Genomic DNA, 25,749 nt, shown 5'->3' on the forward strand with positions numbered 1-25,749 from the left:
GCCCTCGGTGTTCACCGGGGGCTTTGTTCGTCAAACGCCGGAGTGAAGCAGCATTATGATGAGTAGTGACCAGCCGGGCGCGCTGGCCGGGACGGCCGTGCCGTCGACGGGCCCGAGCGCCGTTACGGGAGACGCAGCGGAGCAGTTCATCCAGATCGTCGACGTCGTGAAGAAGTTCGGCGAGACCGTCGCGGTCAAAGGGGTCAACCTGACGGTAAAGAAGGGCGAGCTGTTCGCGCTGCTCGGCAGTTCGGGCTGCGGCAAGTCGACCCTGCTGCGCATGATGGCCGGGCTCGAAACCGTGACGTCGGGCAAGATCCTGATCGATGGCGAAGACCTCGCGCAACTGCCGCCGTATCGCCGGCCGGTCAACATGATGTTCCAGTCGTACGCGCTGTTCCCGCACATGACGGTCGAGGCGAACGTCGCGTTCGGCCTGAAGCAGGAAGGCGTGCCGAAGGGCGAGCTGAAAGACCGCGTGCACAACGCGCTCGAACTCGTGCAGATGGGCCGCTTCGCGAAGCGCAAGCCGCATCAGCTGTCGGGCGGCCAGCAGCAGCGCGTCGCGCTCGCGCGCTCGCTCGTCAAGCGGCCGAAGCTGCTGCTGCTCGACGAGCCGATGTCGGCGCTCGACAAGCAGATCCGCCAGCGCACGCAGATCGAGCTCGTCAACATTCTCGACCAGGTCGGTGTCACCTGCATGATGGTCACGCACGATCAGGAAGAAGCGATGACGATGGCCAACCGCCTCGCCGTGATGAGCGAAGGCCAGATCGTGCAGCTCGGCACGCCGCATGAAGTCTACGAGTATCCGAACAGCCGTTTCTCGGCGGAATTCATCGGCTCGACCAATCTGTTCGAAGGCCGCACGGTCGAGGACGAACCCGATCACGTGTTTATCGAAACGCCGGATCTGACCTGCCGTTTGCACGTCAATCACGGCATCACGGGTCCGCTCGGCATGCCGGTGACGATTTCGGTGCGGCCCGAACGCATCGCGCTCACGCGCAAGCCACCCGAGGGCGCCTACAACTGGGGCAAGGGCGTCGTCACGAATATCGCGTACATGGGCGGCTATTCGCTGTATCACGTGAAGCTCGAGGGCGGCAAGACCGTCATCGCGAACGTGACGAGCCTCGCGCTCACCGAAATCGATCCGCCGTCCTGGGGCGACGAAGTCTACGTGCGCTGGAGCGCATCGGCCGGCGTGGTGCTGACGTCATGAAAGAAGCGCTTCGCTCGTTTTTCACGTGGCCCGTGCGTCGTCTGAAGCTCACGGGACGCACCGCGGTGGTAGCGGGACCGTTCATCTGGCTGCTGCTGTTTTTCCTCGTGCCGTTCCTGCTGGTCGTGAAGATCAGCTTCGCCGATTCGCAGCTCGGCATTCCGCCGTACACGCAGCTCGTCACCTTCGCGGAAGGCGCGCTGCACATCACGCTCGATCTGTCGCACTACGCGTTTCTGCTGACCGACAGCCTGTACTTCGCGACCTATGTGAATTCGGTCGTGGTCGCGGCGATTTCGACCCTGCTGTGTCTGCTGATCGGCTATCCGATGGCGTACTACATCGCGAGCTCCAATGCAGCCACCCGCAATCTGCTGATGATGGCCGTGATGCTGCCGTTCTGGACTTCGTTCCTGATCCGCGTGTACGCATGGATCGGCATTCTGAAGAACAACGGGCTGCTGAATAACTTCCTGATGTCGGTCGGCCTGATCCATTCGCCGATCGAGCTGTATCACACGAACACGGCGGTCTACATCGGCATGGTCTATTCGTACCTGCCGTTTCTCGTGATGCCGCTTTACGCTCACCTCGTGAAAATGGACCTGACCTTGCTCGAAGCCGCCTACGACCTCGGCGCGAAGCCGTGGAAGGCGTTCTGGCAGATCACGCTGCCGCTGTCGAAGAACGGCATCGTCGCGGGCTGCCTGCTGGTGTTCATTCCGGCGGTCGGCGAGTACGTGATTCCGGAACTTCTCGGCGGCGCGAACACGCTGATGATCGGCCGCGTGATGTGGAACGAGTTTTTCGACAATGCGGACTGGCCGATGGCGTCCGCCGTCACCTGCGCGATGGTGTTGCTGCTGCTGGTGCCGATGGCGCTGTTCCAGCATGCGCAGGCGAAGGCATTGGAGGAGGGCCGCCAATGAAACCGAATCGCATGCTGCAGCTGATTGCTCTCGGCATCGGCTTTCTGTTTCTGTATATCCCGATCGTTAGCCTCGTCGTGTATTCGTTCAACGAATCGCAACTGGTCACGGTGTGGACACGCTTTTCGACACGCTGGTACGCGGCGCTGTTGCGGGACGACGAGCTCATCACGTCGGCGTGGCTGTCGCTGCGGATCGGCTTGCTGACGGCGTTCGCGTCGGTGATCATCGGTACGTGGGCCGGCTTCGTTCTCGCGCGGATGGGCCGCTTTCGCGGCTTCACGCTGTACACGGGCATGATCAACGCGCCGCTGGTGATCCCCGAAGTGATTCAGGGCATTTCGCTGCTGCTGCTGTTCATCGAAATGGCGCGCTGGATCGGCTGGCCGGCCGAACGCGGCATCTTCACGATCTGGATCGGCCACGTGATGCTGTGTATTTCGTACGTCGCGATCATCGTGCAGTCGCGCGTGCGGGAGCTGCATCCGTCGCTCGAGGAAGCCGCGCTCGACCTCGGCGCGACTCCGTTGCGGGTGTTCTTCTCCGTGACGCTGCCGCTGATTTCACAGGCGCTGGTGTCGGGTTGGCTGCTGTCGTTCACGCTGTCGATCGACGACCTCGTGCTGTCCGCGTTCCTGTCGGGTCCCGGCTCGACGACCTTGCCGCTCGTTGTGTTCTCGCGCGTGCGTCTCGGCCTGAATCCGGAGATGAATGCGCTCGCGACGCTGTTCATCGCGGTCGTCACGGTCGGCGTGGTCGCGGCGAACTTCTTCATGCAGCGCGCGGAGCGCAAGCGGGCCGTGATGGCGGTTTGAGGTCGCGCGACGCGTTGGGCGCCTTCATTTCTTCTGGCGATAGCGATGTTCGAGTCCCTTCTGCGCGCGCTGGACTGGCAGCCGCTTTATCGGCTGTGGGAACTGATCGTGATCATCGTGAAGTTTCTATGGGAGCTGTTGCGATTGCTGAGCGGTGGCGGAGGGCAGTGATTGCGCCTGCCGCCGCGCGAGGCCGATTCAACGCGCGAAGCGGTAATCCTGCGGCCGCACGCGCCGCGTACGCTTGCGAAAGCTGAACGTGAAGCCGGGCCAGATCGCGGTGACCTTGCCGCTCTGGGTCTGATACCAGCTATGGCAGCCGCTCGTCCATACCGCGTGCCGCATCTCCTGCTGCAAACGCGCATTGAAATCGCGCTGCACGTCGGCGCGTAGGGTCATCGTGCGCGCATTGCGTTTGCGCAGCACGCGCAGGCAATCGCCGATATAGCGCAGTTGCGACTCGATCATGTAGATCATCGAGTTATGGCCGAGCCCCGTGTTCGGGCCGACGATCATGAAGAAGTTCGGGAAGTTCGCGATGCTCGTGCCGAGATAGGCCTCCGGGCCATCGCGCAGCCACAGCGTGCTGAGGTCGGTGCCGTCGAGGCCGGTCACTTCGAACGGCGCGGGCACGTCGTTGACCTGGAAGCCGGTGCCGCAGATGATCGCGTCCGCGTGGTGATGCACGCCGTCGTCGGTGACGATGCCATCCGCGACGATCTCGCGAATGCCGCTCGTCACGACATCGACGTTCGGCTGGCACACGGCCGGGTAATAGTCGCTCGACAGCAGCACGCGCTTGCAGCCGAGCCGATAGTTCGGCGTGAGCTTCGCGCGCAGCGCCGGGTCCTTGACGCGTCGCTCCAGATAGCTGAGGCCGAACTTCATCGGCATCTCCATCAGCTTCGGATTGACGACGAACGCGATCCCACGCGATTCGAGCTGCCAATAGATCGCGCTGCGAACGAAGCGTTGCGTGAACGGCAGCGTACGGAACAGCCATTGCGCGCGCGGGCCGATCGGCTTGTCGCGCTTCGGCATCACCCACGGCGCGGTGCGCTGGAACAGGTCCAGATGCGCGACGCGCGGCTGGATTTTCGGCACGAACTGGATCGCGCTCGCGCCGGTGCCGATCACCGCGACGCGTTTGCCGTCGAGCGGATACGCGTGATCCCAGCGCGCCGAGTGAAACAGCTTGCCCTCGAAACGTTCGATGCCGGCGATGCGCGGCAGCGCGGGACGCGACAGCGGACCGTTCGCGGCGATCAGCACGTCGGCCTCGATAATTTCGCGCACACCGTTCGTGTCGAGCTCGACGAGCCAGATCTGCCGCGCTTCGTCGAAGCGCGCGGCGCTCACTCTCGCATTGCAGCGCACATAGCGATCGACGCCGTACTTGCGCGCGCAGTGCTGCAGATACGCGAGAATTTCGGCCTGGCTGCTGAACGAGCGCGACCACGCCGGATTCGCCTCGAACGAAAACGAATACAGATGCGAGGGGACGTCGCAGGCCGCGCCGGGGTAGGTATTGTCGCGCCACGTGCCGCCGATGCCGCTCGCGGCCTCGTAGACGGTAAACGATGTGATGCCCATCTGCTGCAGACGGATCGCCATGCCGATGCCGGCAAAGCCACTGCCGACGATCGCAATGCGCGGCGCGGTGGATGAGGGGGAGGGGGCAGGCGTCACGGCGGTCTCCGGCACGGGCGAAAGCGGGGGTGAAACGACAGCGGCTACCGAGCGGCGGGCTCGCGCGGCGCGTACGGCCGAAGCCGAAATCGCGCGTCAACACCTGTCTATACATGGCTTACCGCGCAGGGTAGACAACCGTACACATCGCGTCAAGATCGTTTAGAGTGCAGCTATTGAACGCGTATACCGCGCGATGATTGAACGCACGATGACCACTGTCCCCGAAGCATCGTCCGTCGCCGGCCCGGAGTTGCCGCCCGGCAAGCGCAAGCTGATCGAAGCCGCGCTGCGGTTGACCGCCGGCGGCCGCAGTTTCGCGAGCCTCGGCTTGCGCGAGCTCGCGCGCGAGGCAGGCCTCAATCCGAACACGTTCTACCGTCATTTCAGCGCGCTCGACGAACTGGCGCGCGAAGCCGTCGCCGCCGTGAGCCGCCGGCTTCGGCCGATGCTGCGGCGCGAGCGCTGGCTCGCCGCGCATGACGAGCCGCACAGCGTGCCGCGGCGCGCGTGCGTCGCTTTTTTCGCGTTTGCGCTCGCGAACCGCGAGGCGTTCATGAGCGCGCTGGCGGAGTACCACGGCCCGTCGCCGGCCTTGCGCGAAGCGGTGCGCGCGAACCTGCACGAGGTGTCGGCGGAAATGGCGGACGACGTCGTGCAACTCGAACTGATGCCGCGACTTGCGCGCGAAACCGTCGACGAAGTCTGCACGCAGATCGTGCTGCAACTGTTTCATCTATCCGCTGAATACATCGACGCGAACGACGCGCGCCGCGACGCATTGATCGATTACGCCGAGCGTTTCATCGTGCGGCTGTTCGCAGGGGCGGTCGTGCTCGCGCAGCACGAGGGTAGCCAGGTGGAATCGGCGCGGGCCTGAAATAAGCGAAAGCGCTACACAAAACCGGCAGGCAAAAAACAGGCTCCGCGAAGGAGCCTGTGTTTCATTCGACGCGGATCGATCGGGTGAGATCAGGTATCGGTCCAACCGCCGGAATCGTCGTTGCTCCCCATGTCGATGCCGCCGCCGCTGCCGTCATCGTTCCAGTCGTTCGAACCCTGACCGAAGTCGAGGCCGCTGCCGTTTCCGCCGTCGTTGCCGCGCCGGCGCAGTTCGTCGGGGTCGACGATCACGTCGCGCTCGATCACGCGGTCACGTCCATGACTGAGCGCCTCGCCAAGCAGCACGCCGGTCAGCAGACCGCCCATGCCGCCACCCATGCCACCGCCTTGCTGGACGATGACCTGCGGCTGCTGCTGAACCGGACCCTGTTGCGGATAGGGCGGCTGCGGATTGCCGAAGCGCTCGGCCTCCTGCGCATACGCCGATTGCTGGCCGGTGCCCACCGACGCGGCGGTCGGATCGGGCCGGCCGTCGGCGCGCGCACGCAGGCTCGCGATGCGTTGCTCGAACTCGTCGAGTGCATAAGGCGGCAGCGGATTCTTGCCGTTCGACAGCGTTTCGACAGTGCTGCGCAACTGCTCTTCGGTCGCTTCGACGTCTTTCTCGAGCAACTCGTGACCCGGCGCGGTGGACAGCTTCACGTCGAGCTTGATCGAACGCACCGTGTTGAGCATGTCGGTTGCACGCTTCAATTGCGCGCGACGGTCCTCGTCAGCGCGAGTGTCTTCCTGGCCGCGCGCGCGGCGCAAGGTCCAGCGCAGCACAAACGCGATCGCCACGATCAGAACAACGATACCGATCCACATACCTACCCCCGGACCATGCCGTAATTGCGCTTGCGACGCCATTGCCGACTGTTGCTGCACAGCAGGCGCATTCTGCTGTGCGAACGGATTCGCGGCATGACGGGTGACGTTGTTGCCCGCGCGCTCCGCGTCGCGGCGCAGGCGCGCTTCGGTTTGCGCGAAGCGGCTCGGGTCGGTGAAGCGGATCTGCGGATCGAGCGTCTTCGCCTGTTGGAGTTGCGCGAGCGCCTCGGCGGAACGGCCTTCGCGATCGAGCACCTGGGCGTACAGATAATGCGCGTGTGCGTTGTTCGGATGCGCTTGCAACACTTCGGTGAGGCCGGCGTCGGCCTGCTGCCAGTTGCCCTGCGCCATCGCCGATTCGATTTGCTGAGCGGTCGGCACCGCGAACGCCGCGGCCGACACGAGCAGCAGCGAAGCGAAGGCGGTTGCGAAAAGTTTTTTCATTTGCGGACCGGGCGGGGCGCGCCCGTCTCCATGAGTCGATTGCGGTGGCTGCCTGTGGCTGCCGATATGCCGGTGCGTTCAGGGGCGAGCGCACCGGCATGTACTGCTACTGCTGTTGTCACTGCCGCGTGTACCTGCTTCGCGTACTTGCCATGAGGTGGTACACACGCATCCAGCATTTACTGCGCCGGCGTATTGAGCTGCTTCTTCAGCGCTTCGAGCCGGTCGTCGACGGACGGGCCGCGGTTCAGGTCCGCGAGCTTGTCGTCGAGCGCCTTGCCGCTTTTCTCGTCGGCGGAGTTCAGACGCGCGTCGGAACGCGCGTTCGACAGCGCGACTTTGTCTTCGAGCTTCTGGAAATCTTCGGACAGGTTCTTGCCGCCGATGCCGCCGAGTGCCGTGGCCGCCGTATCTTTCGCCTGCGCGATCTGCTGCTTGGCTTGCAGGATGTTCGAGCGTGCGTTCAGGTCGTTGCGGCGCGTGCGCATGTCCTCGATCTGGCTCTTCAGTTGCGCGACCGACGGCTCCAGCGAGGTCAGCTCTTTCGTCAGTGCATCGCGTTCGGCTTCGGCGGTGGCCTGCGCGCCGAGCGCTTCACGCGCGAGCGCTTCGTCGCCGGACTGCAGCGCACGACGAGCACCGTCTTCATACTTCTTCGCCTTGTCCGCGGCAACATCGCGCTTGCTTTGCTGGGTGGCGACCTGCGCCTGAATCTCGATCAGCGAGTTCTCGGCCTTGCCGATGCTGTCGTCGAGTTCGCGCACGATCTGGCGCGAGTCACGCGACGGATCCTGCACCGAGTCGGCCGCATCGTTCAGAAGACCCTTGAGCGTGCGCGAAATGCTGTCAAAAAGCGACATGAAAACCTCCAGAGAATGTGAGCGGCGCCGACGATGCGTGCGCGCCTGACCGCTTTGAACTACTGCTACTTTACGCCGCCGCGCGCGATGCTGCGCAACGTTCGGACCGGAGTTCGGGGCGTACTTGCCAATTGCAATAGCGCGGTCCGTTTTTGTTGGGGCGCAATGCCGGCTCGAGGCTTGCCTGGATGATGGAAAGCCGCGACGGGCATGGACTTGACGGCGGATATTACACCATCGGCTGTCTTAAAGATGGCTTGAACGATGCGGCCTTCCGGAGGCTGAAGCGATGCTGGAAAGCCACTATTTGCAAGCGTGTGCGGGCATTATCGAGCAGCGGTTCATACAGGTGTCACTGATGTAACGATATGCAACGCGGACTCGTTGCACACCTCCGCCTGTTCGTTCGGATGCAGTGATCGCGGCTCGATGCGCGGTAATTTTCCGTCACGCTTTCGGTCACGCGAAGCGGCCGCCTTCGGCGCTCGGGTCGCTGTGCGGTTCGTCGTCGTCGGGGGCCGGCTCGTTGGGGCGGCGCTTCAGAGAGTTGCGCAGACGCGCCGAGGTGCCGGACAGCCGTTGCGACGCGGCATGTTCGATTGCGTCCGTCTCCGTGTTTTCGGCGTTGTCGGCGGCTCGTGCCGCGGTCAGACGTGCGACGGCTTCGGCGGTGGCCGCCGCCTGTTCGTCCTGCTCGGCGGCGAGCGCGGCGGCGACACCCGCGGGAAGCAGCGGGGCGGGCGAACCGGCAGCGTCCGTGGCGACGGCGGGGCGACCGGCTTGCGGCATTGCGGGCGGGTCCGCGGCATCGGCTGCGCCGGCAGCCGCGCTTGCCGCGTCTTTGTCAGGCGCTTGCAGCGACGCCGGCAGGGCGGCGCGCGCATAGCGCGTACCGCGCGCGACGCGTTGCAGCGCCGCGTTCAGCGCATCGGGCGCGCGCGGCGCGCGCAGCCGGTCGACGATGCTCGCGGCCTTGACCTGCTCGCTGGTCGCACCGAAGCTCAGCACCGCGCGCCGCATCAGTTCGCTTACGCTGATGCCCAGTTCCTCCGCGGTCGCGGTAATCGCACGTTTCTGCGCAGTCGTGACGAATACGACGATGCGCTCGCTGGGCTTGGACATGATCGACTCGCAGTCTTGTTGGCATGGGCGGGTCGGCGCGTGCCCCCGGATACGGTGTCGGAACCCGTCAACGGAGCTGCCGGTGAAACCCGCCGCTGGGTCCCCGTCGCGCGCATCGAACGACGTGCGCGGGGTTCATCATATGACGAGTTGCGCCGCCACGGAATAAGCGCGATGCGAAAATCCCGTGACATCAACGAGTTGTAGTGATTGCGGCCGGTTTGTCCACAGCCCTTTCAACAGAAAATGTTGATAACCCCGCATAAGCCGCGCTTCGCACGCCCGCTGCGATCCGCACTGCGCGAAATTACAGCCCCTTACCAGGAAAAGGCGGCCGTCGAAGGGAATTCTTACAAAAAAACCGCGTTGGAACGCTGCTGATTTCTTTAAAATGCGCTGTTACGTTGCGCCGGACATGGTCCGAGGCGTGCCGTGCGGCCGGCCGGGGGCAAGGTCCGCAGGGCGGCGTACGTCCCCGGCCAGGATGTCGATCACGACCCATGCGCGCGCCGTGTGCGCGTGCAGACAGGCGCGCAGTTGCGGGCCCATTACTCCAGTCATGCCAATCATCAAACGACCGCATTCCTCGAATTCTCCGGCCGGTGAAGACCGGGACTCCCAGCAACGCACCCCAGGACGCAATGCTGCTTCGCGCGACGCCGAGTACGGCCGTCGTTCGATCGGTGCGTCGCTCGTGCTGTGGTTCATCGGCCTGATCGCGACCGTCGCCGTGATCGGCGCGCTGATCGTCGGCTATGCGCTCGTCGTGATGGGGCCGCAGTTGCCGTCGCTCGACGCGCTCACCGACTATCGCCCGAAGGTGCCGCTGCGCGTCTACACCGCAGATCACGTGCTGATCGGCGAATTCGGCGAGGAGCGCCGCAGCCTCGTGCGCTTCCAGGACATCCCCGACCAGATGAAGAAAGCGGTGCTCGCGATTGAGGACTACCGCTTCTACGAACACGGCGGCGTCGACTTCGTCGGCATTCTGCGCGCCGGTTTCGCCGACCTTGCGCATGGCGGCGCATCGCAGGGCGCGAGCACGATCACGATGCAGGTCGCGCGCAACTTCTTCCTCTCCAGCGAGAAGACCTACACCCGCAAGGTCTACGAAATGCTGCTCGCGTACAAGATCGAGCGAGCGCTGACGAAAGACCAGATCCTCGAGCTGTACATGAACCAGATCTACCTGGGCGAGCGCGCATACGGCTTCGCCGCGGCCGCGCGCGTGTACTTCGGCAAGGATCTGAAGGACATCTCGCTGGCCCAGGCCGCGATGCTCGCGGGCCTGCCGAAGGCGCCGTCCGCGTATAACCCTGTCGTCAATCCGAAGCGCGCGAAGATCCGTCAGGAGTACATCCTGCGACGCATGCTCGAACTGCGCTACATCACGCAGCAGCAGTATGACCAGGCCGTGAAGGAAGAGATTCACACGAAGAATCCGGGCAACGAGTACAGCGTGCATGCCGAGTACGTCGCCGAAATGGTGCGGCAGATGATGTACGCGCAGTACAAGGATGAAACCTACACGCGCGGCCTGAACGTCACGACGACGATCGATTCCGCCGATCAGGACGCCGCGTACCGCGCGGTACGCAAGGGCGTGATGGACTACGAGCGGCGCCACGGCTATCGCGGACCCGAGGGCTTCGTGCAGTTGCCGGAGGCCGGCGACGACCGCGACCAGACCATCGACGACGCGCTGACCGATCATCCGGACAACGGCGAGATCATCGCCGGCGTGGTGACGGCCGCGAACGCGAAGCAGGTCGTCGCGCAACTGGTCGACGGTACGCAGGTGACGGTGTCGGGCGACGGCCTGCGCTTCGTCGCCGCCGCGCTGAGCCCACGCGCGAACCAGACGCTGCACATCAGGCCGGGTTCGATCGTGCGCCTCATCGCCGACGACAAGGGCAACTGGCAGATCACGCAGCTGCCGCAGGTCGAGGGCGCGCTGGTGTCGCTGACGCCGCAGGACGGTGCGATCCGCGCGCTGATCGGCGGTTTCGACTTCAACAAGAACAAGTTCAACCATGTGACGCAAGCGTGGCGCCAGCCGGGTTCGAGCTTCAAGCCGTTCATCTATTCGGCCGCGCTCGACAAGGGTCTCGCCCCGGCGACGATCATCAACGACGCGCCGCTGTACTTCCCGCCGAGCACACCGGGCGGCGATGCGTGGGAGCCGAAGGACGACGACCAGCCTGATGGTCCGATGTCGATGCGCCTCGCGCTGCAGAAGTCGAAGAACCTCGTGTCGATCCGCATCCTGTCGTTCATCGGCACCAGGTATGCGCAGGATTTCGTCACGCAGCGCTTCGGTTTCGACGCCGACAAGACTCCGCCGTATCTGCCGATGGCGCTCGGCGCGGGCCTCGTCACGCCGCTGCAGTCGGCGGGCGCGTACTCGGTGTTCGCGAACGGCGGCTACCGGATCAATCCGTATCTGATCAACGAAGTGACCGACGCGCGTGGCGTGGCGATCTCGCGGGCGCAGCCGCTCGTCGCTGGGCACGATGCGCCGCGCACGCTCGAGCCGCGCAACGCGTACATCATGAATAGCCTGTTGCACTCGGTCGCGACCGCGGGTACGGGCGCGGGCACCAACGTGCTGAAGCGCTCGGACCTGCAGGGCAAAACCGGTACGACCAACGATGCTAAGGACGGCTGGTTCGCCGGCTATCAGCAGTCGCTGGTGGCGGTCGCCTGGATGGGCTATGACCAGCCGAAGAGTCTCGGCAGCCGTGAATTCGGCGCGCAACTCGCGCTGCCGATCTGGGTCGAGTACATGCAGCGCGCGCTGCGCGGTGTGCCACAGGCCGAGCCGCCGCAACCCGACGGCGTGACGGCGATGGACGGTGAGTTGTTCTTCAGCGACAAGTTGCCGGGGCAAGGTTTCGTCGCGAGCATCGGTCTCGATTCGAGCAATCCGATGGCCGGCGCGACCGATGCGGTGGGCGGTGTGGGGCCGGCGGGCATGACGCCGCCGGTGGTGCCGCCGCCGAGCGTGTCGACGACCGAGAAGAAGCAGATCATGGATCTGTTCGAGTCGAACAAGCCTTGATGTTTTTGACAGCGCGTACGCGGTCGGCTTCGGCGGGTCGCGCACGCGCACGCGTTCACCCCTTCGGGTCGGATTCCTGACCTATCCTTCCTTCTTTGCGCGATGCGTGCGCGAATGCATCGACGGCTGAATCCATCGCGCGCTCAAGCACTTGGACGCGATCTCCAGGCCTTATCAACAGGTCTTTCAACACATTCTGTGGATAACGGCGCAGGCTGTTTCCTTCCCGTCGTGACTCCGCGTGATCGCGTCGTTGCTTCGAAATTGCCGCGCCCGATAACACGCGGGACAAAGCGATTCGCCTCAAGCAATTAGACGCTTCGCCCCTGGCTTATCAACAAGTCTGTCAACACAAACTGGGGATAACACGAACTGGGGACAAGTGCTCGGCGTTCGGTAGGGAATCCCAGGTTTAGTTGGATGCGGTTGTGTTCGGTGTACCGACGGGCGCCGACGCAGACGCAGCAGTAGAAGCGGCCGCCGCCGGTGCGGACGACGTCCGGCCCTGATCGAGCGGCGGATTCCCCATCGCTTGCAACAGCGCAGCCGTGTCAGTCAGCCGCGCACTCGTATAGCGGATCTCGTCGAGCTGCGCGTTGCGCCATTGCTGCTCGCTCGAACGGGTCGCCGCGACGGGCAGCGAGCCGAGCCGATAGCGCGCCGACGTCTCGTTGAACACGCCCTGTGCCGAACGCGCGGCGATGTTCGCGGCATCGAGCGACTGCGCGTCGTGCTCGAGCGAGGCGAGCGTATCGGCGACGTTCTGGAACGCGGCCAGCACGGTCTGTTTGTACTGCGACACGCTCGCTTCGTAAGTGTGCTGCGCCGCGCGGCGCTGCGCGAGCAGCGCGCCGCCATGAAACAGCGGTTGCGATAGCGACGCGCCGATGCTCCAGATCGCCCCCGCACCGGACATCGCGACCGGCCAGCTAAACCCGCCTTGTCCCATCGATGCCGACAGCGACAGACTCGGGAACATCTGCGCGGTGGCGACGCCGACATCGGTCGCAGCGGCCTTCAGCGCGGCGTCGGCGGCCTCGATGTCAGGCCGCGTGCGCAGCAGCTCCGACGGCACCACGACCGGCACCTGCTCGGGCAGATGCAATTGCGCGAGATCGATGTCGTCCGGCGCGGCATCGGGCGTGCGGCCGAGCAGCACCGCGAGCGCGTGACGCGTGGTGAGCCACTGTTGCTTCAGCGCCGGCAGATTCGCCGACACGCTCGCCGCGCTCTGCTGCGCGTTCAGCAGATCGGCATGCGAGACCGCGCCGAGCGCGAAGCGCCGTTCGGTATCGCGCGCCTGATCGTTGGCGAGGACCACGAGCCGCTCGGTCGTATCGATCTGTGCATGCAGCGCGGCGCTCGTGATCGTCGCGGTCACGATGTTCGCCGCGAGCGCACGCCGCGCCGCCTCGAGCTGGTAGACCTGCACGTTCACGCGCGCGGCGAGCGCCGCGTTCGCGAGCCGCGCGGAGCCGAACAGGTCGAACGTGTAGTGCGCCTGCAGCTGGCCGACGAACACGTTGTACAGAAACGTGTTCGGTCCGATCTCGGGGATCGCGAGCGCGCGATTGCGGGTGGCCTGGCCGCCGGCGTCGATGGTCGGCAGCAGCGAACTGCCGACCTGCGCGCGCAACTGCTCGCGCGCGGCGGCGAGACTGCGGTCGGTCGCGTCGAGCGTCGGACTATTGTGCAAGCCTTCGTCGACGAGCGCGTTCAGCGCCTCCGAGCGATACAGCTTCCACCATTCGGGCACCGGCTGCGCGCCGGTCACGAACTGCTGCGTGATGCCCTGCGCGGGCACGGTTTGCGTCGGCAGCGGCTCGGCACCGTAGTGCGCGGGCTGCGGCATCGCGGGCGCGTCGCCGTTCGGTCCGAACGAGCAGGCGCCGAGCATGCAGGTGATGCTCGCGATGCCGGTGGCCAGCGTGGTGCGGGCCAGCGCGTCGAAGCGCGTGCGGCGGCGGGATAGGGCGGGAATAGTCATGCTCGTGCTCATGCTCAGTTGCCCTCAGTTACCCGTATGCGTGGCGCCGGAACCGGACGGCGTCTGCGCCTCGCGCTCGTCGGTACGCACGCGGAACGACGCGGCGTACAACGCGGGCAGATAGAACAGCGTCAGGATCGTCGCGCTCGTGATGCCGCCCATCAGCGCGGTCGCCATCGGCCCGAAGAAGTTCGAGCGCAAGAGCGGGATCAGCGCGAGCACGGCGGCGGCGGCGGTCAGCGTGATCGGCCGGAACCGCCGCACGGTCGCGCCGACGATCGCATCGAAACGCTTGTGCCCCGACGCGATGTCCTGCTCGATCTGATCGACGAGAATCACCGAGTTGCGCATGATGATGCCGAACATCGCGATCACGCCGAGCATCGCGACGAAGCCGAACGGCTGGCCGAACAGCAGCAACGTCAGCACGACGCCGATCAGGCCGAGCGGCGCGGTCAGCACGACCATCAGCACGCGCGCGAAGCTTTGCAGCTGGATCATCAGCAGCGTCAGCACCGCGATCACCATGATCGGAATCTGCGCGTTGATCGAGGTTTGACCCTTGGCGCTTTCCTCGACGGAGCCGCCGATCTCGATCCGGTAGCCGACCGGCAGCGTCGCGCGGATCGGCGCGAGCGCGCGGTCCACCGCGTGGGTCACGTCGATGCCTTGCGCGCCGGCCGACACGTCGGACTGCACGGTGATGGTCGGCTGGCGGTCGCGTTCCCAGATCACACCGTATTCGAGGTCGTTGCGCAGATGTCCGAGGGTGCCGAGCGGCACCGGGCCGTTCGGCGTCGGCATCGCAAGCGCGGTCAGCTGCGACGGGTCGACGCGTTCGGCGCGCGGCGCGCGCAGATCGACGCTGATCAGCTTGTCGCGCTCGCGATACTGCGTGACCGTGTAGCCGGACATCGTCAGCGCGAGGAAGCTGGAGATGTCTTCGGATGTCACGCCGAGCTCGCGCGCTCGTTTCTGGTCGATCTCGAAGCGCACCGAGCGCTCGGCGGGTTCGTCCCAGTCGAACTGCACGTTGCGCGTGCCGCGATTGGCGCGCATCGTCGCGGCGACGCGTTCGGCGATCGAGCGCACAGTCGCGATGTCGTCCCCGCTCACGCGGAACTGCACCGGATAGCCGACCGGCGGGCCGTTCTCGAGGCGCGACAGGCGCGTGCGGATCGCCGGGAAGTTGTTGCGCAGCTCCGGTTCGAGCCACTGCGCGAGATTCTCGCGATCCTTGACCGACTTCGCGGTGATCACGAATTGCGCGAAATTCGGCTGCTGCAATTGCTGATCGAGCGGCAGATAGAAGCGCGGCGCGCCGGTGCCGACGAAGCTGACCGAGTGATCGATTTCCGGCCGCCCCTTGAGAACCTGTTCGAGCCGCTGCGCCTGACGCAGCGTGGCATCGAACGACGCGCCTTCGGGCAGCCGCACATCGACCAGCAGCTCCGGCCGGTCCGAGCTCGGGAAGAACTGCTGCGGCACCAGCGAGAAGCCGGCCATCGCGAGCACGAACAGCAGCACGGTGATCGCGAGCACCACGAAGCGCCGTTCGATGCACCAGCCGATCCAGCCGCGCAAACGCGTGTAGAAGCGTGTGTCGTAGATGTCGTGTTCGTGATCGTCGGGCTCGTGCGCATGGCGCTTACGCTCGGGCAGCATGTGATAGCCGAGCAGCGGAATCAGCACGACCGCCGCGAGCCAAGACGCGATCAGCGCGATCGCCGACACCTCGAAGATCGAACGCGTGTACTCGCCGGTGCTCGATTTCGCGAGCGCGATCGGCAGGAAGCCGGACACGGTCACGAGCGTGCCGGTCAGCATCGGAAACGCGGTGCTGGTGTACGCGAAGGCCGCGGCGCGCGTGCGGTTCCAGCCTTGCTCGAGCTTCACCGACATCATTTCGACCGCGATGATCGCATCGTCGACGAGCAGGCCGAGCGCGAGCACAAGGGTGCCGAGCGATACCTTGTGCAGGCCGATATCGAACAGGTACATGCACAGCGCGGTGACCGCGAGCACCACCGGAATCGAGATCACGACGACCATGCCGGTGCGCACGCCAAGTGACACCAGACTCACGATCAGCACGATCGCGACCGCTTCGGCGACCGCTTCGAGGAAGTCGTTCACAGAGCGCGCGACCGCGTGCGGCATGCTCGATACTTCGACCAGGTTCAATCCGGCGGGCAGCGCGGCGCGCAGTTGGTTCATCTGCTGATCGAGCGCGCGGCCGAGGCGAATCACGTCGCCGCCAGGCTGCATCGTCACGCCGATACCCAGCACGGGTTTGCCGCCGAAGCGCATCTGCGTGACGATCGGGTCGTCGTAGCCGCGCCTGATCGTCGCGATGTCGCCGAGACGGAACGTGCGGTTGTTGATGCGGATCAGCGTGTCGGCCAGCGCGTTGACGTCGTTGAACTGGCCGCTCGGGCGCACGAACACGCGGTCGTCGGTGGTGGTGAGCGTGCCCGCGGGCGCGATCGCGTTCTGCGCGTTGATCGCCTGGCCGAGCTGTTGCGGCGAGATGCCCAGACGCGTCAACTGCGTGTTCGCGATCTCGATGTAGATGTGCTGATCGGGGTCGCCGAAATAGTCGACCTTGCCGACGCCCGGCACGCGCAGCAGCACCGAGCGCAACTGGTCCGCGTAATCATGCAGTTGCGCGGCGGAAAAGCCGTCGCCTTCGAGCGTGTAGATGTTGGTGTAGACGTCGCCGAATTCATCGTTAAAGAACGGGCCCTGGATGCCCGGCGGCAAGGTCGCCGAGATGTCGCCGACTTTCTTGCGCACCTGGTACCACGTCTCGGGCACCTGGCTCACCGGCGCCGAGTCTTTCATCGTGAAGAAGATCAGCGATTCGCCGGGGCGCGAGTAGCTGCGCACGAAATCGATGTACGGCGTTTCCTGCAGCTTGCGGCCGATGCGATCGGTCAGCTGCTCCTGCACCTGGCGCGCGGTGGCGCCGGGCCAGAACGTGCGGATCACCATCACGCGGAACGTGAAGGGCGGGTCTTCCGATTGCGCGAGCCGCGTGTAGGCGAGGATGCCGAACGCGGTGGCGAGCGCGATCAGGAACACGACCAGCGCCTGATGACGCAGCGCCCACGCGGAAAGATTGAAGCGGCCTTCTTCTTGCGCCGTGCTCATGAAGCGAAGTCCTCGGGATGCAGCGGCGCGATCGCGCGGACTTTCTCGCCGGCGCTCACGGTGTGCACCCCTTGCAGTACGACGCTTTCGCCATCTTTCAGGCCCTCGCTGACGACAAACGTGCGCTCGTAGTAGCGCGTGACGGTCACGCGACGCAGCTCGAGCGTGTTGTCCGCGGCGCGCACGACCCACACGGCCGGTTCACGCCCCTCGTGAAACAGCGCGGTGACCGGCAGCGTGAACACGCCGTGCTGCGCGGCCGCCGCGGTGAGCGGCACGGCCGGCGTGACGTCGGCGGTCATGCCGAGGCGCACGTCGGCGCCGGCATCGACGAGCGTCAGACGCGCGCGCCATGTGCGGCTTTGCGGATCGGCGGCCGGCGACAACTCACGCACGCGCGCGCTGAGCTTGCGGCCCGGCAGCGCGGCGAGCGTGACGCTCGCATTCTGGCCAACCGCGAATGCGGCGAGCGCGCTTTCGGGCACGTCGCACAGGACGTCGACGTCGCCGCTCCACGCGAGGTTGTAGACGGCCTGGCCCGCCGACACGTTTTGTCCCGTGTCCGCCTGTTCAGCCGTGATGACGCCCGCATGACCGGCGGTGAGGGTCGTGTACTGCAGTTGGTTCTTCGCGAGCGCCGCCTGCTGCTGCGCCTGATCGCGCTGCGCGAGCGCGGACGCGTAGGCGTTGGTGGTCTGTTCGAGCTGCGCCGGCGCAATCAGGTTTTCCTTGGCCTGGGCCCTGTCGCGTTCGAGCTGCTGCTGCGCATAGACGAGGTTGTGCTGCGCGGCTTCGACCTGCGCCTGCGTGCTCGCGGCGTTTTTCTGCGCATCGGCCGGGTCGAGCAGCGCGACGACTTCGCCGCTCTTCACCGTGTCGCCGAGCCGCACCCGCCGCTCGATGATCTTGCCGGCGACGCGGAACGACAGCGGCGTCGAATAGCGCGCCTGCACTTCGCCGGGCAGCGACGCCGCCTGCAGCGCGTGACCGTCCGCATGCACGGCGAGGGCGACCACCGGGCGCGGCGCGGGTGCCGCGGCTTCCTTCTTCGAGCAGGCCGAGAGCGCGAGCACGCCTGCCAGCGCCAGCGCGCAGGTCTGCATGGCGAAACCGCGGTGATGGGATGGGGGAGACTGCTGGCGCATCGCTGACGATGCGGGAGAACCGGGACGCTTCACAATTACCCCAACTGGAGACAGCGAACGAACACGGCAAGCCGCGCGGCCCGCCAGCGAAGACCTGCACGCCGTTCATGCTAATGGCATACAGATATGGCTTTGGATGACGAAATGCATTCTAATACACTCCTGTATCTGAATGTAAAGATGGATTTGAATTCTTTTGGATGCTAGGCTTGCGGCCATGAAACGTCAAAGACTGACACGAGAGCAGAGCAAAGACCAGACGCGCGGGCGGCTGCTCGATGCTGCGCAGGCAACTTTCATGAAGAAGGGCTTCGTCGCGGCGAGTGTCGAGGACATCGCGGCGGCGGCCGGCTATACGCGTGGCGCGTTCTATTCGAACTTCCGCAGCAAGACCGAGTTGTTTCTGGAGCTGTTGCGGCGTGATCACGAAGCGATGCAGGCGGGACTGCATGCGATCTTCGAAAACGCGGCGTCGCGCGAGGAGATGGAGGCGCGCGTGCTGCGCTACTACAGCTCGCTGCATCGCGAGAACAAGTGTTTTCTGCTATGGGTCGAGGCGAAGCTGCTGGCGGTGCGCGACGGCCGTTTCCGGCTGCGCTTCAACGCGTTCATGCACGAGAAGATCGAACAGTTGAGCGCCTATGTGCGCGAGTTCTCGGAGCGCGTGGGCACGCCGATGTCGATGCCGCCCGAGCAGCTCGCGATCGGACTGATGGGGCTATGCGACGGCGTGCAGTTCTTCTACACGGTCGATCCGCAAAATGTGCCGACCGAAATGGCCGAAATGGTGCTGGCGGGGTTTTTCTCGCGCGTGGTGTTCGGGCGCGATGCGTGACAGTGGGCGTTGAGCCCGGATGCGAGAACGCGCGACCCCGGCGGATCGCGCATCAGATACGGCTGGAACCGCAAAAATCAGTCGACCGGCAGTTGCGCGCAGGCTTCGGCGGCGGGTGCCGTGCAAGCGAACGCGTATTGGCCGCTGGCGTCGAGGATCTTTGCCCCTGCGTGCAGGGCGACCTTGATATCCGGGCAGCGCTCATAAGCGATATATGCCGAGCTAGCGGCGGCCGACCAGCAAACCAGCGAAAACGCGATTTTTTCGAGCAGATGAAAACGATGTGGCATGGCGATGTGGCGGTAATTTCATTCGGCCGCTATTTTACCAATAGACTAGGGTTTATACCTAGTTAAAACCCACAATAGACGCCGCAATAGTGGCGGGATCGACACGCCACCTCGAATCTGACCGGAATGTCATGTCTGGGTCAGGGTTGGGACATGTCCGATAGCTAGAATCGGTTGGGTTGGGCAGGCCCGCGCGCATGCCGCGCGGGTCCACACAGGCGGCAACCATTGCGCCGGCCCGGCTTTACCGAGGCAGGAGTCGTCCCATGAATCAACTGCAGTCGATGCGCGTGTTCGTCAAGGTGGCGGACCTCGGCAGTTTCGTTGGCGCGGCGAGCGCGCTGGATCTATCCACCGCGGTCGTCACGCGGCACGTGGCGGATCTCGAAGCGCGGCTCGGCACCCGTTTGCTGAACCGCACGACCCGCCGTCTGTCGCTGACCGAATCCGGCGCGACCTATCTGGAGCGCGTACGTCACATCCTCGCCGATCTCGAAGGCGTCGAGCAGATGGTGGTGGCGCGCAATCACGAACCAGTCGGCACACTGCGCATCGTCGCGCCGGTCGTGTTCGGGCTGCATAGTCTCGCGCCGGTCGTGCAGTCGTACGCGGCGCGCTATCCGGACGTCGTGCCCGACGTCACGCTCGCCGACCGCCACGTCGATCTCGTCGAAGAGGGCTTCGACGTCGGTATTCTGGTTGCGCGGCAGATGCGCAGCGCGAGCATCGTCACGCGGCGGCTCACGACCGGCTATATGACAGTGTGCGCGACGCCCGAGTATCTGGCGCAACACGGCACGCCGAAACGCCCCGACGATCTGCTCGGGCATTCGTGCCTGAGCCGGCCGGCCGAGCAGGGTGGCGGCGAGGAGCGCGTGTTCAGCGGGCCGGACGGCGAAGTGCGGGTGCGGCCGACCAACGCGATCGCGGCGAACAACGCCGAGATGCTGCGGCAGTTCGCGCTGCTGGGCATGGGCGTGGCGATTCTGCCGAGCTACCTGATCGGGCGGGATCTGGCGGCGGGGCGGCTCGTGCGTCTGCTCGAAAAGTACAGCCTGCCGCCCATCGAAATCACGATTGCGTATCCGAGCCGGCTGCATCTGCCGGCGAAGGTACGGACGTTCATCGATCATCTGGTCGAGCATTTCCAGCCGGAAAGCGCACAGGCGCGGGATTCGCGCAGTGCGGCGCTGGTGCGGGCGGTAGCGCAGGTGAGCGGGTCCGACGACGATCAGGTCGCGCGCGAGATGGCCGAAGACGCGCTCGAACGCACCCGCACGACACGCCGTGTGACAAGGGTGCCGCGCACGCGGATCGCGGCGTCGTCGCAGTTCTGAAGGGTGAGGTGACGCGTGTCTGAATCCGGCTTTAGATGCCTAAGCCCGGACCATAATTGCCGCCGATCAGGCGCGTGACCGACTCGATGTCGACATAATCCTGCTCCGGCATGCTATCGAGCATCGCCAGCACCTCGTTGCTCGCGCCGGCTTCGCGCGCCGCGTCGACGAGCGCATCTTTGTTGGTCGGAAATTCGACTTCGCTGAGAAGATCGGCGATCTGCAGATCGATCGATTCGCCGGGGATGTCCGAGGCCGTCATGCGCATGCTCCTATCGAGCTCGACTTAGTCACGTTGTTATTGCCGCCGCGAAAAGACAGCGCCTCGCCGCGATGAGTTTCTCGCAGTGTGTCGCAAACCCGCGCGCATCGCCACCTCATCTTCATGACAGCCGGCGCAAGCCGGGCCAGCGCGCCGTCGCGGCCGCGCCATCGCGTGCCGTTGCGGCCGCCGTCACGTGGTCAGATGCTCGTGCTGCCCGGTTAGGCTGCGTTCCAGATGTCGGGACTTTGGCAGCGCAATATGCTCCCAGTGCTGCGGACGGTTCGAGTCGGCGCTCGCCACGTCCGGGGCAGGAGGCGCGACCGGCGCGGCGTCCACGCGTTGCGCAAGCGTAATGGAATCCTTGCTGTCCGGCGCGGTATGAACCGGTGCGGCGAAACACGAGGCTGACAGCGTCACCATGATTAACAGTGTCGAGGTTTTCATCGCCCGACCTCCTAAAGCTCATGCGGCGCTGACAATCGAGCAAACCCTGTGCCGTCCCGCGTCGAAAGGACGGTGCAAGCCAAGGACGGCGTAGCGCTACGCGGCCCAAGCTCCTTACCATCTTAGACGGCAAATACTGCAAAGCGCGCACGTTTGCGACAAAACCGTATTGTAGATTTCATCATCGCACGAACCACCGCGCGCGTCCGCCATGCGTTAGCGCAGCACGTCGAAGCGCGTCCACGGCCACGACGGACGGTCGCGCATATAGCCGTTCAGCCAGTTCCACTGCGGATGCCGCTTCATAAACGCCTGCGCATCGAACGGCCGGCCGCACGGATGCCCCCAGCGCGCGGTAAACGCCATCTCGCGCGCCATTTCGCTATCGACCACCTTGCCGTCGTTCGCGCCCCACGGATTGAACGGGCCGTGATCGGTGCCGCCGAAGCGCGCGTCGTCGAGCTCCAGATGTCCGCAGATCGTGCGCGAGCACGGGTTGTCGTTGCGATCGAGATAGACGTCGTGATGATCGGCGATCATCTGCTTCGCGAGCTCGACGTCGATGCTGCCGCGATGCATTTCCTCGAGCTGCATGAAACGCAGACGCCGCGCGCCGTTCTTGCGCACGTCGGTATAGTCCTCGCCTTCGCCGATGCATTCCTGGTTGCGGATCTTCAGATCCGTCGCGGTGTTGTAGCCGCTGTAGAAACCGTCCCTGGTGGTCTCGAAGCCCGAGTAGTGCAGCCCGAGTTCGTAACGCGCGATCTCGCCGGTCTTCGTGTCGCCGAGCAGCCAGCTGTTCGCGTAGCCGCCGTTGTTTGCGAGCGAAAACATCTCGCACCATTCCTTGATGCTGTTCGCATATTGCGACGCGCGCCGTGAGCGATAGAACTCGGGCGCGCCGGCCGGGTTGTAGCCCGCGAAGTTCGAGATCGTCGTTTCGGTGATCATCAGGCCGGCCGCCGTAACCCAGAAATCGGTCAGGCTCGAGATGCAGCCCGGCAGGCCCTGCATCAGGATGCGGTTGCCGCGGTCGGGCACGATGTCGAACACGACGTTGAACGCGTCGCCGGCCGCATAGCGGTCCCATGAGTTGTGCGCCATCACGATGCGGCCCTCGCGCGTCGCGCTGCCGGTCGCGATGAACGCGCTGCAGTGGTGACCGCGCCGGCCGCGCCACAGTTTCGCGCCCAGATGCGGCTGTGCCTGCGCCGCATGTGTCGGCCACCAGCTTTGCAGCAGATCCATGTAGCCGTTCCAAGCGAGCACTTCGGCGAACGGCAGCTTCGCGCCATCGGCGATGCCATGAATTTCGTCGGCGAATTCGGTGTCGAGCTTGCTCGCGAACTGACTCGTCGCGGCGTTGACGAAGGTGTCGAACTCCTCGCCGGTGTCCCACCTGGCGAGATATCGCGCGGTGCGGATCGCGTTTCTGATTTCGTCGGCGAGCAACTGGCCGTGCTGCTCACCGCGATCGTACGGCTCGCCTTCGATATGCACGAAAATCCAGCCGGCCTGATCGCGGCGTACGGCCTCGGGGGACGGTTCGCTCATCTTCGGCTCCGACGATACCGCGTATAGGGTGGGCGCTATCGCCGCGCCCATGCTGGGCTCACGCGTGCCGGCCGCATGAAGGGCCGGCGGTCTGTTCATTGTAGAGAATCCGCGGCGCTTTGCATCGCGCGCCGCGAAGCTTGCGCGAAGGCCCTAGCGCGACGGATTCATGCGGAAGTACGCGTCGAGCAGCGAGGTCTTGTAGACGACCCCGGCAAGCAACGGACGCGCGGTGCTTTCGATCACCGGCAGCCGCTCGCCCTGAAACGCCATGAAGTGCTGCAACGCGACGGCGAGCGACATGTCCGGCGTCAGCACGTCGAAATGCGGCTGCAGATAATCGGCGGCGGTTTTCATCGACGTGTCGGTCCGGTCGAGCAGATCGGACGTGATGTCCTTCAGCGCGACCACGCCGAGAAATGCGCCCGCGTCGTTGGCGACGTACAGGTACTTGACCGGATATTCGAGAAACACGCGCGTCATGTCGTGCACGGTCGCGTTCGGCGGCACGACCGTTTGCGCGGGGCGGATCAGCTCGCGCATCTGCGTCGCGCGCAGTCGCGTTCGTTCCTGCTCCTCGCGATTGCGGCGCAGCGTGATCTCGTACATCGAGGTCTTGCCGATCGCGCGCGCGATGAAGTACGCGACCACGCACGACACCATCAGCGGCAGCACGACCTGATAGCTCAAGGTCATCTCGAAGATCATCAGGATCGCCATCAGCGGCGCCTGGGTCGCGCCCGCGAGGAACGCGCCCATGCCGACCATCGCATACGCATAAGCGGCCGACGTCGCGTGCGGCCACAACGCGTGCATGCCCTGGCCGAACAGTGAGCCGACCGCCGCGCCGACGAACAGCGTCGGCGTGAACACGCCGCCGACCGCGCCGGAGCCGGCCGTCGCCGCGGTCGCCGCGAGCTTGCAGACGAGCACGAGCAGGAGCGCGGACCACGTCCACGGCGAATGCAGGATCGAGTTCACGACGCTGTAGCCGTTGCCCCACACCTCGGGCTCCGCGACCGAGATGATGCCGACCACGAGACCGCCGATTGCGAGCCGCACCGGCAGCGCCACCGGCAGCTTGCGAAAGGCCTGCTTCGAGGCATCCAGCAGCCGCAGGAACTGCGGCGCGGCCGCGCCGCACAGCGCGCCGAGCGCGACGAACAGCAGCACCTCGGGACCGGTCACGGTCGGAAATTCCGGCATCTCGTAGGGCGGCTTGTAGCCGGCGAATTCGCGCATCGTGATGTTCGCGACGACCGCAGCGACCACCACCGGCCCGAAGCTCTCCATCGCGATCGAGCCGAGCACGATCTCGGTGACGAAAAACGCGCCCGCGATCGGCGCGCTGTACGCGGACGTGATACCGGCCGCCGCGCCGCACGCGACCAGCAGGCGCAGCCGCGGCGGATCGAAGTGGACCCAGCGGCCGATCAGCGACGAGGCGAGCGCCGCGAGCTGCACCATCGGACCTTCACGGCCGATCGAGCCGCCGCTCGCGATCGTAAACAGCGACGACACGCTGCGCCACAGGCTCAGGCGCACCGGCACGGCGCCGTCGCCGATCGCGACGGCTTCCATGTAGTCGGAGTGCGGGTGCCTGTCAGCGTGACGCTGCGCGATCAGCAGAAACACGCCGGCGACCAGACCGCCGGCGGCCGGCACCCAGATGCGCACGGTCCACGGCAGGCTGCGCGCCGTTTCGACGAAGCTGCCGGAGTGGCCGGTTATCGCCAGTTGCAGCAGTTCGATGCCCTTGCGAAACGCCACGGTGGCGAACGCGCCGGCAATGCCGACGACGACCGACCAGACCAGCATCGTATGGGCATCGGAGAGGCGGAAAAGGCGTTGGGCGCGGGTGCGCAGCTTCAGCAGGAATGAAAGCACGTCGACGGTACGGGGCGTGATCGGAGATTGAAGAATCCGCGCCACAACGACAGCGCGCCCGCATCGAATGGCGGGCGCGCGGCGGCGAGCGGGCGGGGCCGGGCGGCGCGGTTCAAGTCGCCGCCTCGTCGAGTTCCGGGTAGTGCCGGAAGACGCAGCTTTCGTTATGGGCGATGCGCCGGTCCGAGTCCAGATAAGCGGCGATGTTCGGTCTGGCGATCACCCTGTCGTGCAGCGCGGCGAGCCGCGGATAGTGCTCGCCGAAGCGCTTCAGCGCGCGCGGAAACGCATACAGCAGACCATCGATCAGCTGGAACATCGACAGGTCCACATAGGTCAGCGCGTCGCCGACCATGAAGCTGTCGCCGGCCGGATTCTGCGCAAGCACGCGCTCGAAGTACGACATGAACTTCGGAATCCGATGCTCGATGAAATCGTGCGCGCGCACCTTCGCCGCGTCTTTCTGCTCCTCGTAGTAGAGGCCGCTCGCGAGCGGATGGTGGGTGTCGTGCGCTTCGGTGACGACGTCGGCGATCGTCAGTTGCAGGCCGTTCGCGACGTAGCACAGGCTCTCCACCGTGGGCGCGAGATTGAGCCGCGGGCCGAGATAGAACAGGATGTTGGCGGTCTGCGGGATCACCAGATCGCCGTCTTTCAGAAACGGCGGCGCAAACGGCGGATACGGCTCGTCGGGGCTGTCCATCACCGCCATCATCGCCTCGGTGCCAAGGCCTTTCGAAGGCTTGCCGCGCGCGACTTCGACATAGTCAACGCCGGCTTCCTCCAGCGCGAGCCGCACGAATTCGCCGCGGCCTTGCAGGCCATCCCAGTAGTACAGTTCCAGGCTCATCGATCGATCCTCATTCCGGTCCGCCGGGACGCGTCGCGCGAAGACGGTTTCACCGCTGCCATCGGACCATGCGCACAGGCGGGTTGTGGGAGCAAAGTTCGCAGCAACGAGTATGCCGTGTGAACGGGCCGGATGGGGCGCCAG

21 protein-coding genes are annotated in these 25,749 nt (G+C 65.2%); 8 read left to right on the plus strand and 13 right to left on the minus strand.

The window, feature by feature from the left end:
• Positions 1-58 precede the first annotated feature (58 nt).
• Genes QFZ91_RS22655 through QFZ91_RS22670 form a run of 4 tightly spaced genes read left to right on the plus strand, consistent with a single transcriptional unit; the run spans position 59 to position 3,140 of the window.
• Positions 59-1,225 (plus strand): ABC transporter ATP-binding protein, encoded by a 1,167-nt coding sequence (locus QFZ91_RS22655; protein WP_429568486.1) that lies wholly within the window; start codon positions 59-61, stop codon positions 1,223-1,225.
• A complete protein-coding gene (locus QFZ91_RS22660; RefSeq protein ID WP_429568487.1) occupies positions 1,222-2,154 on the plus strand; it encodes an ABC transporter permease subunit in 933 nt (310 codons plus the stop codon). The genes QFZ91_RS22655 and QFZ91_RS22660 overlap by 4 nt, the downstream gene beginning before the upstream one ends.
• Positions 2,151-2,969 (plus strand): ABC transporter permease subunit, encoded by an 819-nt coding sequence (locus QFZ91_RS22665; protein WP_176108333.1) that lies wholly within the window; start codon positions 2,151-2,153, stop codon positions 2,967-2,969. Before QFZ91_RS22660 ends, QFZ91_RS22665 begins: the two co-directional genes overlap by 4 nt.
• A 45-nt stretch (positions 2,970-3,014) precedes the next feature.
• Positions 3,015-3,140, plus strand: coding sequence for a hypothetical protein (locus tag QFZ91_RS22670; RefSeq protein WP_429568488.1), 126 nt, complete (start codon positions 3,015-3,017; stop codon positions 3,138-3,140).
• A 27-nt stretch (positions 3,141-3,167) separates the two neighbouring features.
• Here QFZ91_RS22670 and QFZ91_RS22675 read toward each other — a convergent pair whose 3' ends face one another.
• A complete protein-coding gene (locus QFZ91_RS22675; protein WP_429568489.1) occupies positions 3,168-4,658 on the minus strand; it encodes a flavin-containing monooxygenase in 1,491 nt (496 codons plus the stop codon).
• 211 nt (positions 4,659-4,869) lie between these two features.
• On the opposite strand from QFZ91_RS22675, the gene QFZ91_RS22680 reads away from it, so the two are divergent.
• Positions 4,870-5,538 carry a TetR family transcriptional regulator gene (locus QFZ91_RS22680; RefSeq protein ID WP_429568490.1) on the plus strand — a complete coding sequence of 223 codons (669 nt, stop codon included), beginning with the start codon at positions 4,870-4,872 and terminating at the stop codon, positions 5,536-5,538.
• Between the two features lie 92 nt (positions 5,539-5,630).
• On the opposite strand, the gene QFZ91_RS22685 is transcribed toward QFZ91_RS22680, so the two are convergent.
• The 3 genes from QFZ91_RS22685 to QFZ91_RS22695 all read right to left on the minus strand — a co-directional run bounded on the left by QFZ91_RS22685 (position 5,631) and on the right by QFZ91_RS22695 (position 8,797).
• Positions 5,631-6,815, minus strand: a complete 1,185-nt coding sequence (locus QFZ91_RS22685) for a tetratricopeptide repeat protein (RefSeq protein ID WP_429568491.1) — start codon at positions 6,813-6,815, stop codon at positions 5,631-5,633.
• A gap of 179 nt (positions 6,816-6,994) precedes the next feature.
• Positions 6,995-7,675 carry a PspA/IM30 family protein gene (locus tag QFZ91_RS22690; RefSeq protein ID WP_018417715.1) on the minus strand — a complete coding sequence of 227 codons (681 nt, stop codon included), beginning with the start codon at positions 7,673-7,675 and terminating at the stop codon, positions 6,995-6,997.
• Between the two features lie 459 nt (positions 7,676-8,134).
• On the minus strand, positions 8,135-8,797 hold the full coding sequence (locus tag QFZ91_RS22695; protein WP_429568492.1) for a hypothetical protein: 663 nt from the start codon (positions 8,795-8,797) through the stop codon (positions 8,135-8,137).
• 559 nt (positions 8,798-9,356) lie between these two features.
• Here QFZ91_RS22695 and QFZ91_RS22700 point away from each other — a divergent pair.
• Positions 9,357-11,858, plus strand: a complete 2,502-nt coding sequence (locus tag QFZ91_RS22700; protein WP_176379257.1) for a penicillin-binding protein 1A — start codon at positions 9,357-9,359, stop codon at positions 11,856-11,858.
• A gap of 412 nt (positions 11,859-12,270) precedes the next feature.
• On the opposite strand, the gene QFZ91_RS22705 is transcribed toward QFZ91_RS22700, so the two are convergent.
• Genes QFZ91_RS22705 through QFZ91_RS22715 form a run of 3 tightly spaced genes read right to left on the minus strand, consistent with a single transcriptional unit; the run spans position 12,271 to position 18,143 of the window.
• Positions 12,271-13,845, minus strand: a complete 1,575-nt coding sequence (locus QFZ91_RS22705) for an efflux transporter outer membrane subunit (protein ID WP_429568493.1) — start codon at positions 13,843-13,845, stop codon at positions 12,271-12,273.
• A gap of 24 nt (positions 13,846-13,869) precedes the next feature.
• Positions 13,870-16,998 carry an efflux RND transporter permease subunit gene (locus tag QFZ91_RS22710; RefSeq protein ID WP_429568494.1) on the minus strand — a complete coding sequence of 1,043 codons (3,129 nt, stop codon included), beginning with the start codon at positions 16,996-16,998 and terminating at the stop codon, positions 13,870-13,872.
• On the minus strand, positions 16,995-18,143 hold the full coding sequence (locus tag QFZ91_RS22715; RefSeq protein ID WP_429568495.1) for an efflux RND transporter periplasmic adaptor subunit: 1,149 nt from the start codon (positions 18,141-18,143) through the stop codon (positions 16,995-16,997). The genes QFZ91_RS22710 and QFZ91_RS22715 overlap by 4 nt, the downstream gene beginning before the upstream one ends.
• A 217-nt stretch (positions 18,144-18,360) precedes the next feature.
• Here QFZ91_RS22715 and QFZ91_RS22720 point away from each other — a divergent pair, with 217 nt between their 5' ends.
• Complete coding sequence (locus QFZ91_RS22720; protein WP_176108343.1) at positions 18,361-18,978, plus strand: TetR/AcrR family transcriptional regulator; 618 nt, start codon at positions 18,361-18,363, stop codon at positions 18,976-18,978.
• Between the two features lie 77 nt (positions 18,979-19,055).
• Here the strand turns inward: QFZ91_RS22720 and QFZ91_RS22725 are convergent, their stop codons facing one another.
• The gene (locus QFZ91_RS22725; RefSeq protein WP_368595067.1) at positions 19,056-19,268 is read right to left on the minus strand and encodes a hypothetical protein; all 213 of its coding nucleotides are present in this window, start codon (positions 19,266-19,268) and stop codon (positions 19,056-19,058) included.
• Between the two features lie 266 nt (positions 19,269-19,534).
• Between QFZ91_RS22725 and QFZ91_RS22730 the strand changes: the two genes are divergently transcribed.
• A complete protein-coding gene (locus QFZ91_RS22730) occupies positions 19,535-20,605 on the plus strand; it encodes a LysR family transcriptional regulator (protein WP_429568496.1) in 1,071 nt (356 codons plus the stop codon).
• Positions 20,606-20,636: 31 nt separating this feature from the next.
• Here QFZ91_RS22730 and QFZ91_RS22735 read toward each other — a convergent pair whose 3' ends face one another.
• From QFZ91_RS22735 to QFZ91_RS22755, 5 genes are all read right to left on the minus strand, one after another.
• Positions 20,637-20,867, minus strand: coding sequence for a DUF2795 domain-containing protein (locus QFZ91_RS22735; RefSeq protein ID WP_176379263.1), 231 nt, complete (start codon positions 20,865-20,867; stop codon positions 20,637-20,639).
• 192 nt (positions 20,868-21,059) lie between these two features.
• Positions 21,060-21,314: a hypothetical protein gene (locus QFZ91_RS22740; protein WP_368595065.1), complete on the minus strand. Its 255-nt coding sequence runs from the start codon at positions 21,312-21,314 to the stop codon at positions 21,060-21,062.
• Positions 21,315-21,530: 216 nt separating this feature from the next.
• The gene (locus tag QFZ91_RS22745; protein ID WP_429568497.1) at positions 21,531-22,868 is read right to left on the minus strand and encodes a C45 family autoproteolytic acyltransferase/hydolase; all 1,338 of its coding nucleotides are present in this window, start codon (positions 22,866-22,868) and stop codon (positions 21,531-21,533) included.
• Between the two features lie 153 nt (positions 22,869-23,021).
• Complete coding sequence (locus tag QFZ91_RS22750; protein WP_429568498.1) at positions 23,022-24,755, minus strand: ClcB-like voltage-gated chloride channel protein; 1,734 nt, start codon at positions 24,753-24,755, stop codon at positions 23,022-23,024.
• Between the two features lie 112 nt (positions 24,756-24,867).
• A complete protein-coding gene (locus QFZ91_RS22755) occupies positions 24,868-25,605 on the minus strand; it encodes a glutathione S-transferase (protein WP_429568499.1) in 738 nt (245 codons plus the stop codon).
• Positions 25,606-25,749: the final 144 nt, after the last annotated feature.

The organism is Paraburkholderia sp. JPY419 (genome assembly GCF_050435705.1).
GTDB lineage: Bacteria > Pseudomonadota > Gammaproteobacteria > Burkholderiales > Burkholderiaceae > Paraburkholderia > Paraburkholderia youngii.

Bases quoted from the DNA above. Each gene is read 5' to 3' on its own strand.
- QFZ91_RS22655 (WP_429568486.1), top strand. From the start codon at position 59: ATGAGTAGTGACCAGCCGGGCGCGCTGGCCGGGACGGCCGTGCCGTCG.
- QFZ91_RS22660 (WP_429568487.1), top strand. From the start codon at position 1,222: ATGAAAGAAGCGCTTCGCTCGTTTTTCACGTGGCCCGTGCGTCGTCTG.
- QFZ91_RS22665 (WP_176108333.1), top strand. From the start codon at position 2,151: ATGAAACCGAATCGCATGCTGCAGCTGATTGCTCTCGGCATCGGCTTT.
- QFZ91_RS22670 (WP_429568488.1), top strand. From the start codon at position 3,015: ATGTTCGAGTCCCTTCTGCGCGCGCTGGACTGGCAGCCGCTTTATCGG.
- QFZ91_RS22680 (WP_429568490.1), top strand. From the start codon at position 4,870: ATGACCACTGTCCCCGAAGCATCGTCCGTCGCCGGCCCGGAGTTGCCG.
- QFZ91_RS22685 (WP_429568491.1), bottom strand. From the start codon at position 6,815: ATGAAAAAACTTTTCGCAACCGCCTTCGCTTCGCTGCTGCTCGTGTCG.
- QFZ91_RS22690 (WP_018417715.1), bottom strand. From the start codon at position 7,675: ATGTCGCTTTTTGACAGCATTTCGCGCACGCTCAAGGGTCTTCTGAAC.
- QFZ91_RS22695 (WP_429568492.1), bottom strand. From the start codon at position 8,797: ATGTCCAAGCCCAGCGAGCGCATCGTCGTATTCGTCACGACTGCGCAG.
- QFZ91_RS22700 (WP_176379257.1), top strand. From the start codon at position 9,357: ATGCCAATCATCAAACGACCGCATTCCTCGAATTCTCCGGCCGGTGAA.
- QFZ91_RS22705 (WP_429568493.1), bottom strand. From the start codon at position 13,845: ATGACTATTCCCGCCCTATCCCGCCGCCGCACGCGCTTCGACGCGCTG.
- QFZ91_RS22710 (WP_429568494.1), bottom strand. From the start codon at position 16,998: ATGAGCACGGCGCAAGAAGAAGGCCGCTTCAATCTTTCCGCGTGGGCG.
- QFZ91_RS22715 (WP_429568495.1), bottom strand. From the start codon at position 18,143: ATGCGCCAGCAGTCTCCCCCATCCCATCACCGCGGTTTCGCCATGCAG.
- QFZ91_RS22720 (WP_176108343.1), top strand. From the start codon at position 18,361: ATGAAACGTCAAAGACTGACACGAGAGCAGAGCAAAGACCAGACGCGC.
- QFZ91_RS22725 (WP_368595067.1), bottom strand. From the start codon at position 19,268: ATGCCACATCGTTTTCATCTGCTCGAAAAAATCGCGTTTTCGCTGGTT.
- QFZ91_RS22730 (WP_429568496.1), top strand. From the start codon at position 19,535: ATGAATCAACTGCAGTCGATGCGCGTGTTCGTCAAGGTGGCGGACCTC.
- QFZ91_RS22735 (WP_176379263.1), bottom strand. From the start codon at position 20,867: ATGACGGCCTCGGACATCCCCGGCGAATCGATCGATCTGCAGATCGCC.
- QFZ91_RS22740 (WP_368595065.1), bottom strand. From the start codon at position 21,314: ATGAAAACCTCGACACTGTTAATCATGGTGACGCTGTCAGCCTCGTGT.
- QFZ91_RS22745 (WP_429568497.1), bottom strand. From the start codon at position 22,868: ATGAGCGAACCGTCCCCCGAGGCCGTACGCCGCGATCAGGCCGGCTGG.
- QFZ91_RS22755 (WP_429568499.1), bottom strand. From the start codon at position 25,605: ATGAGCCTGGAACTGTACTACTGGGATGGCCTGCAAGGCCGCGGCGAA.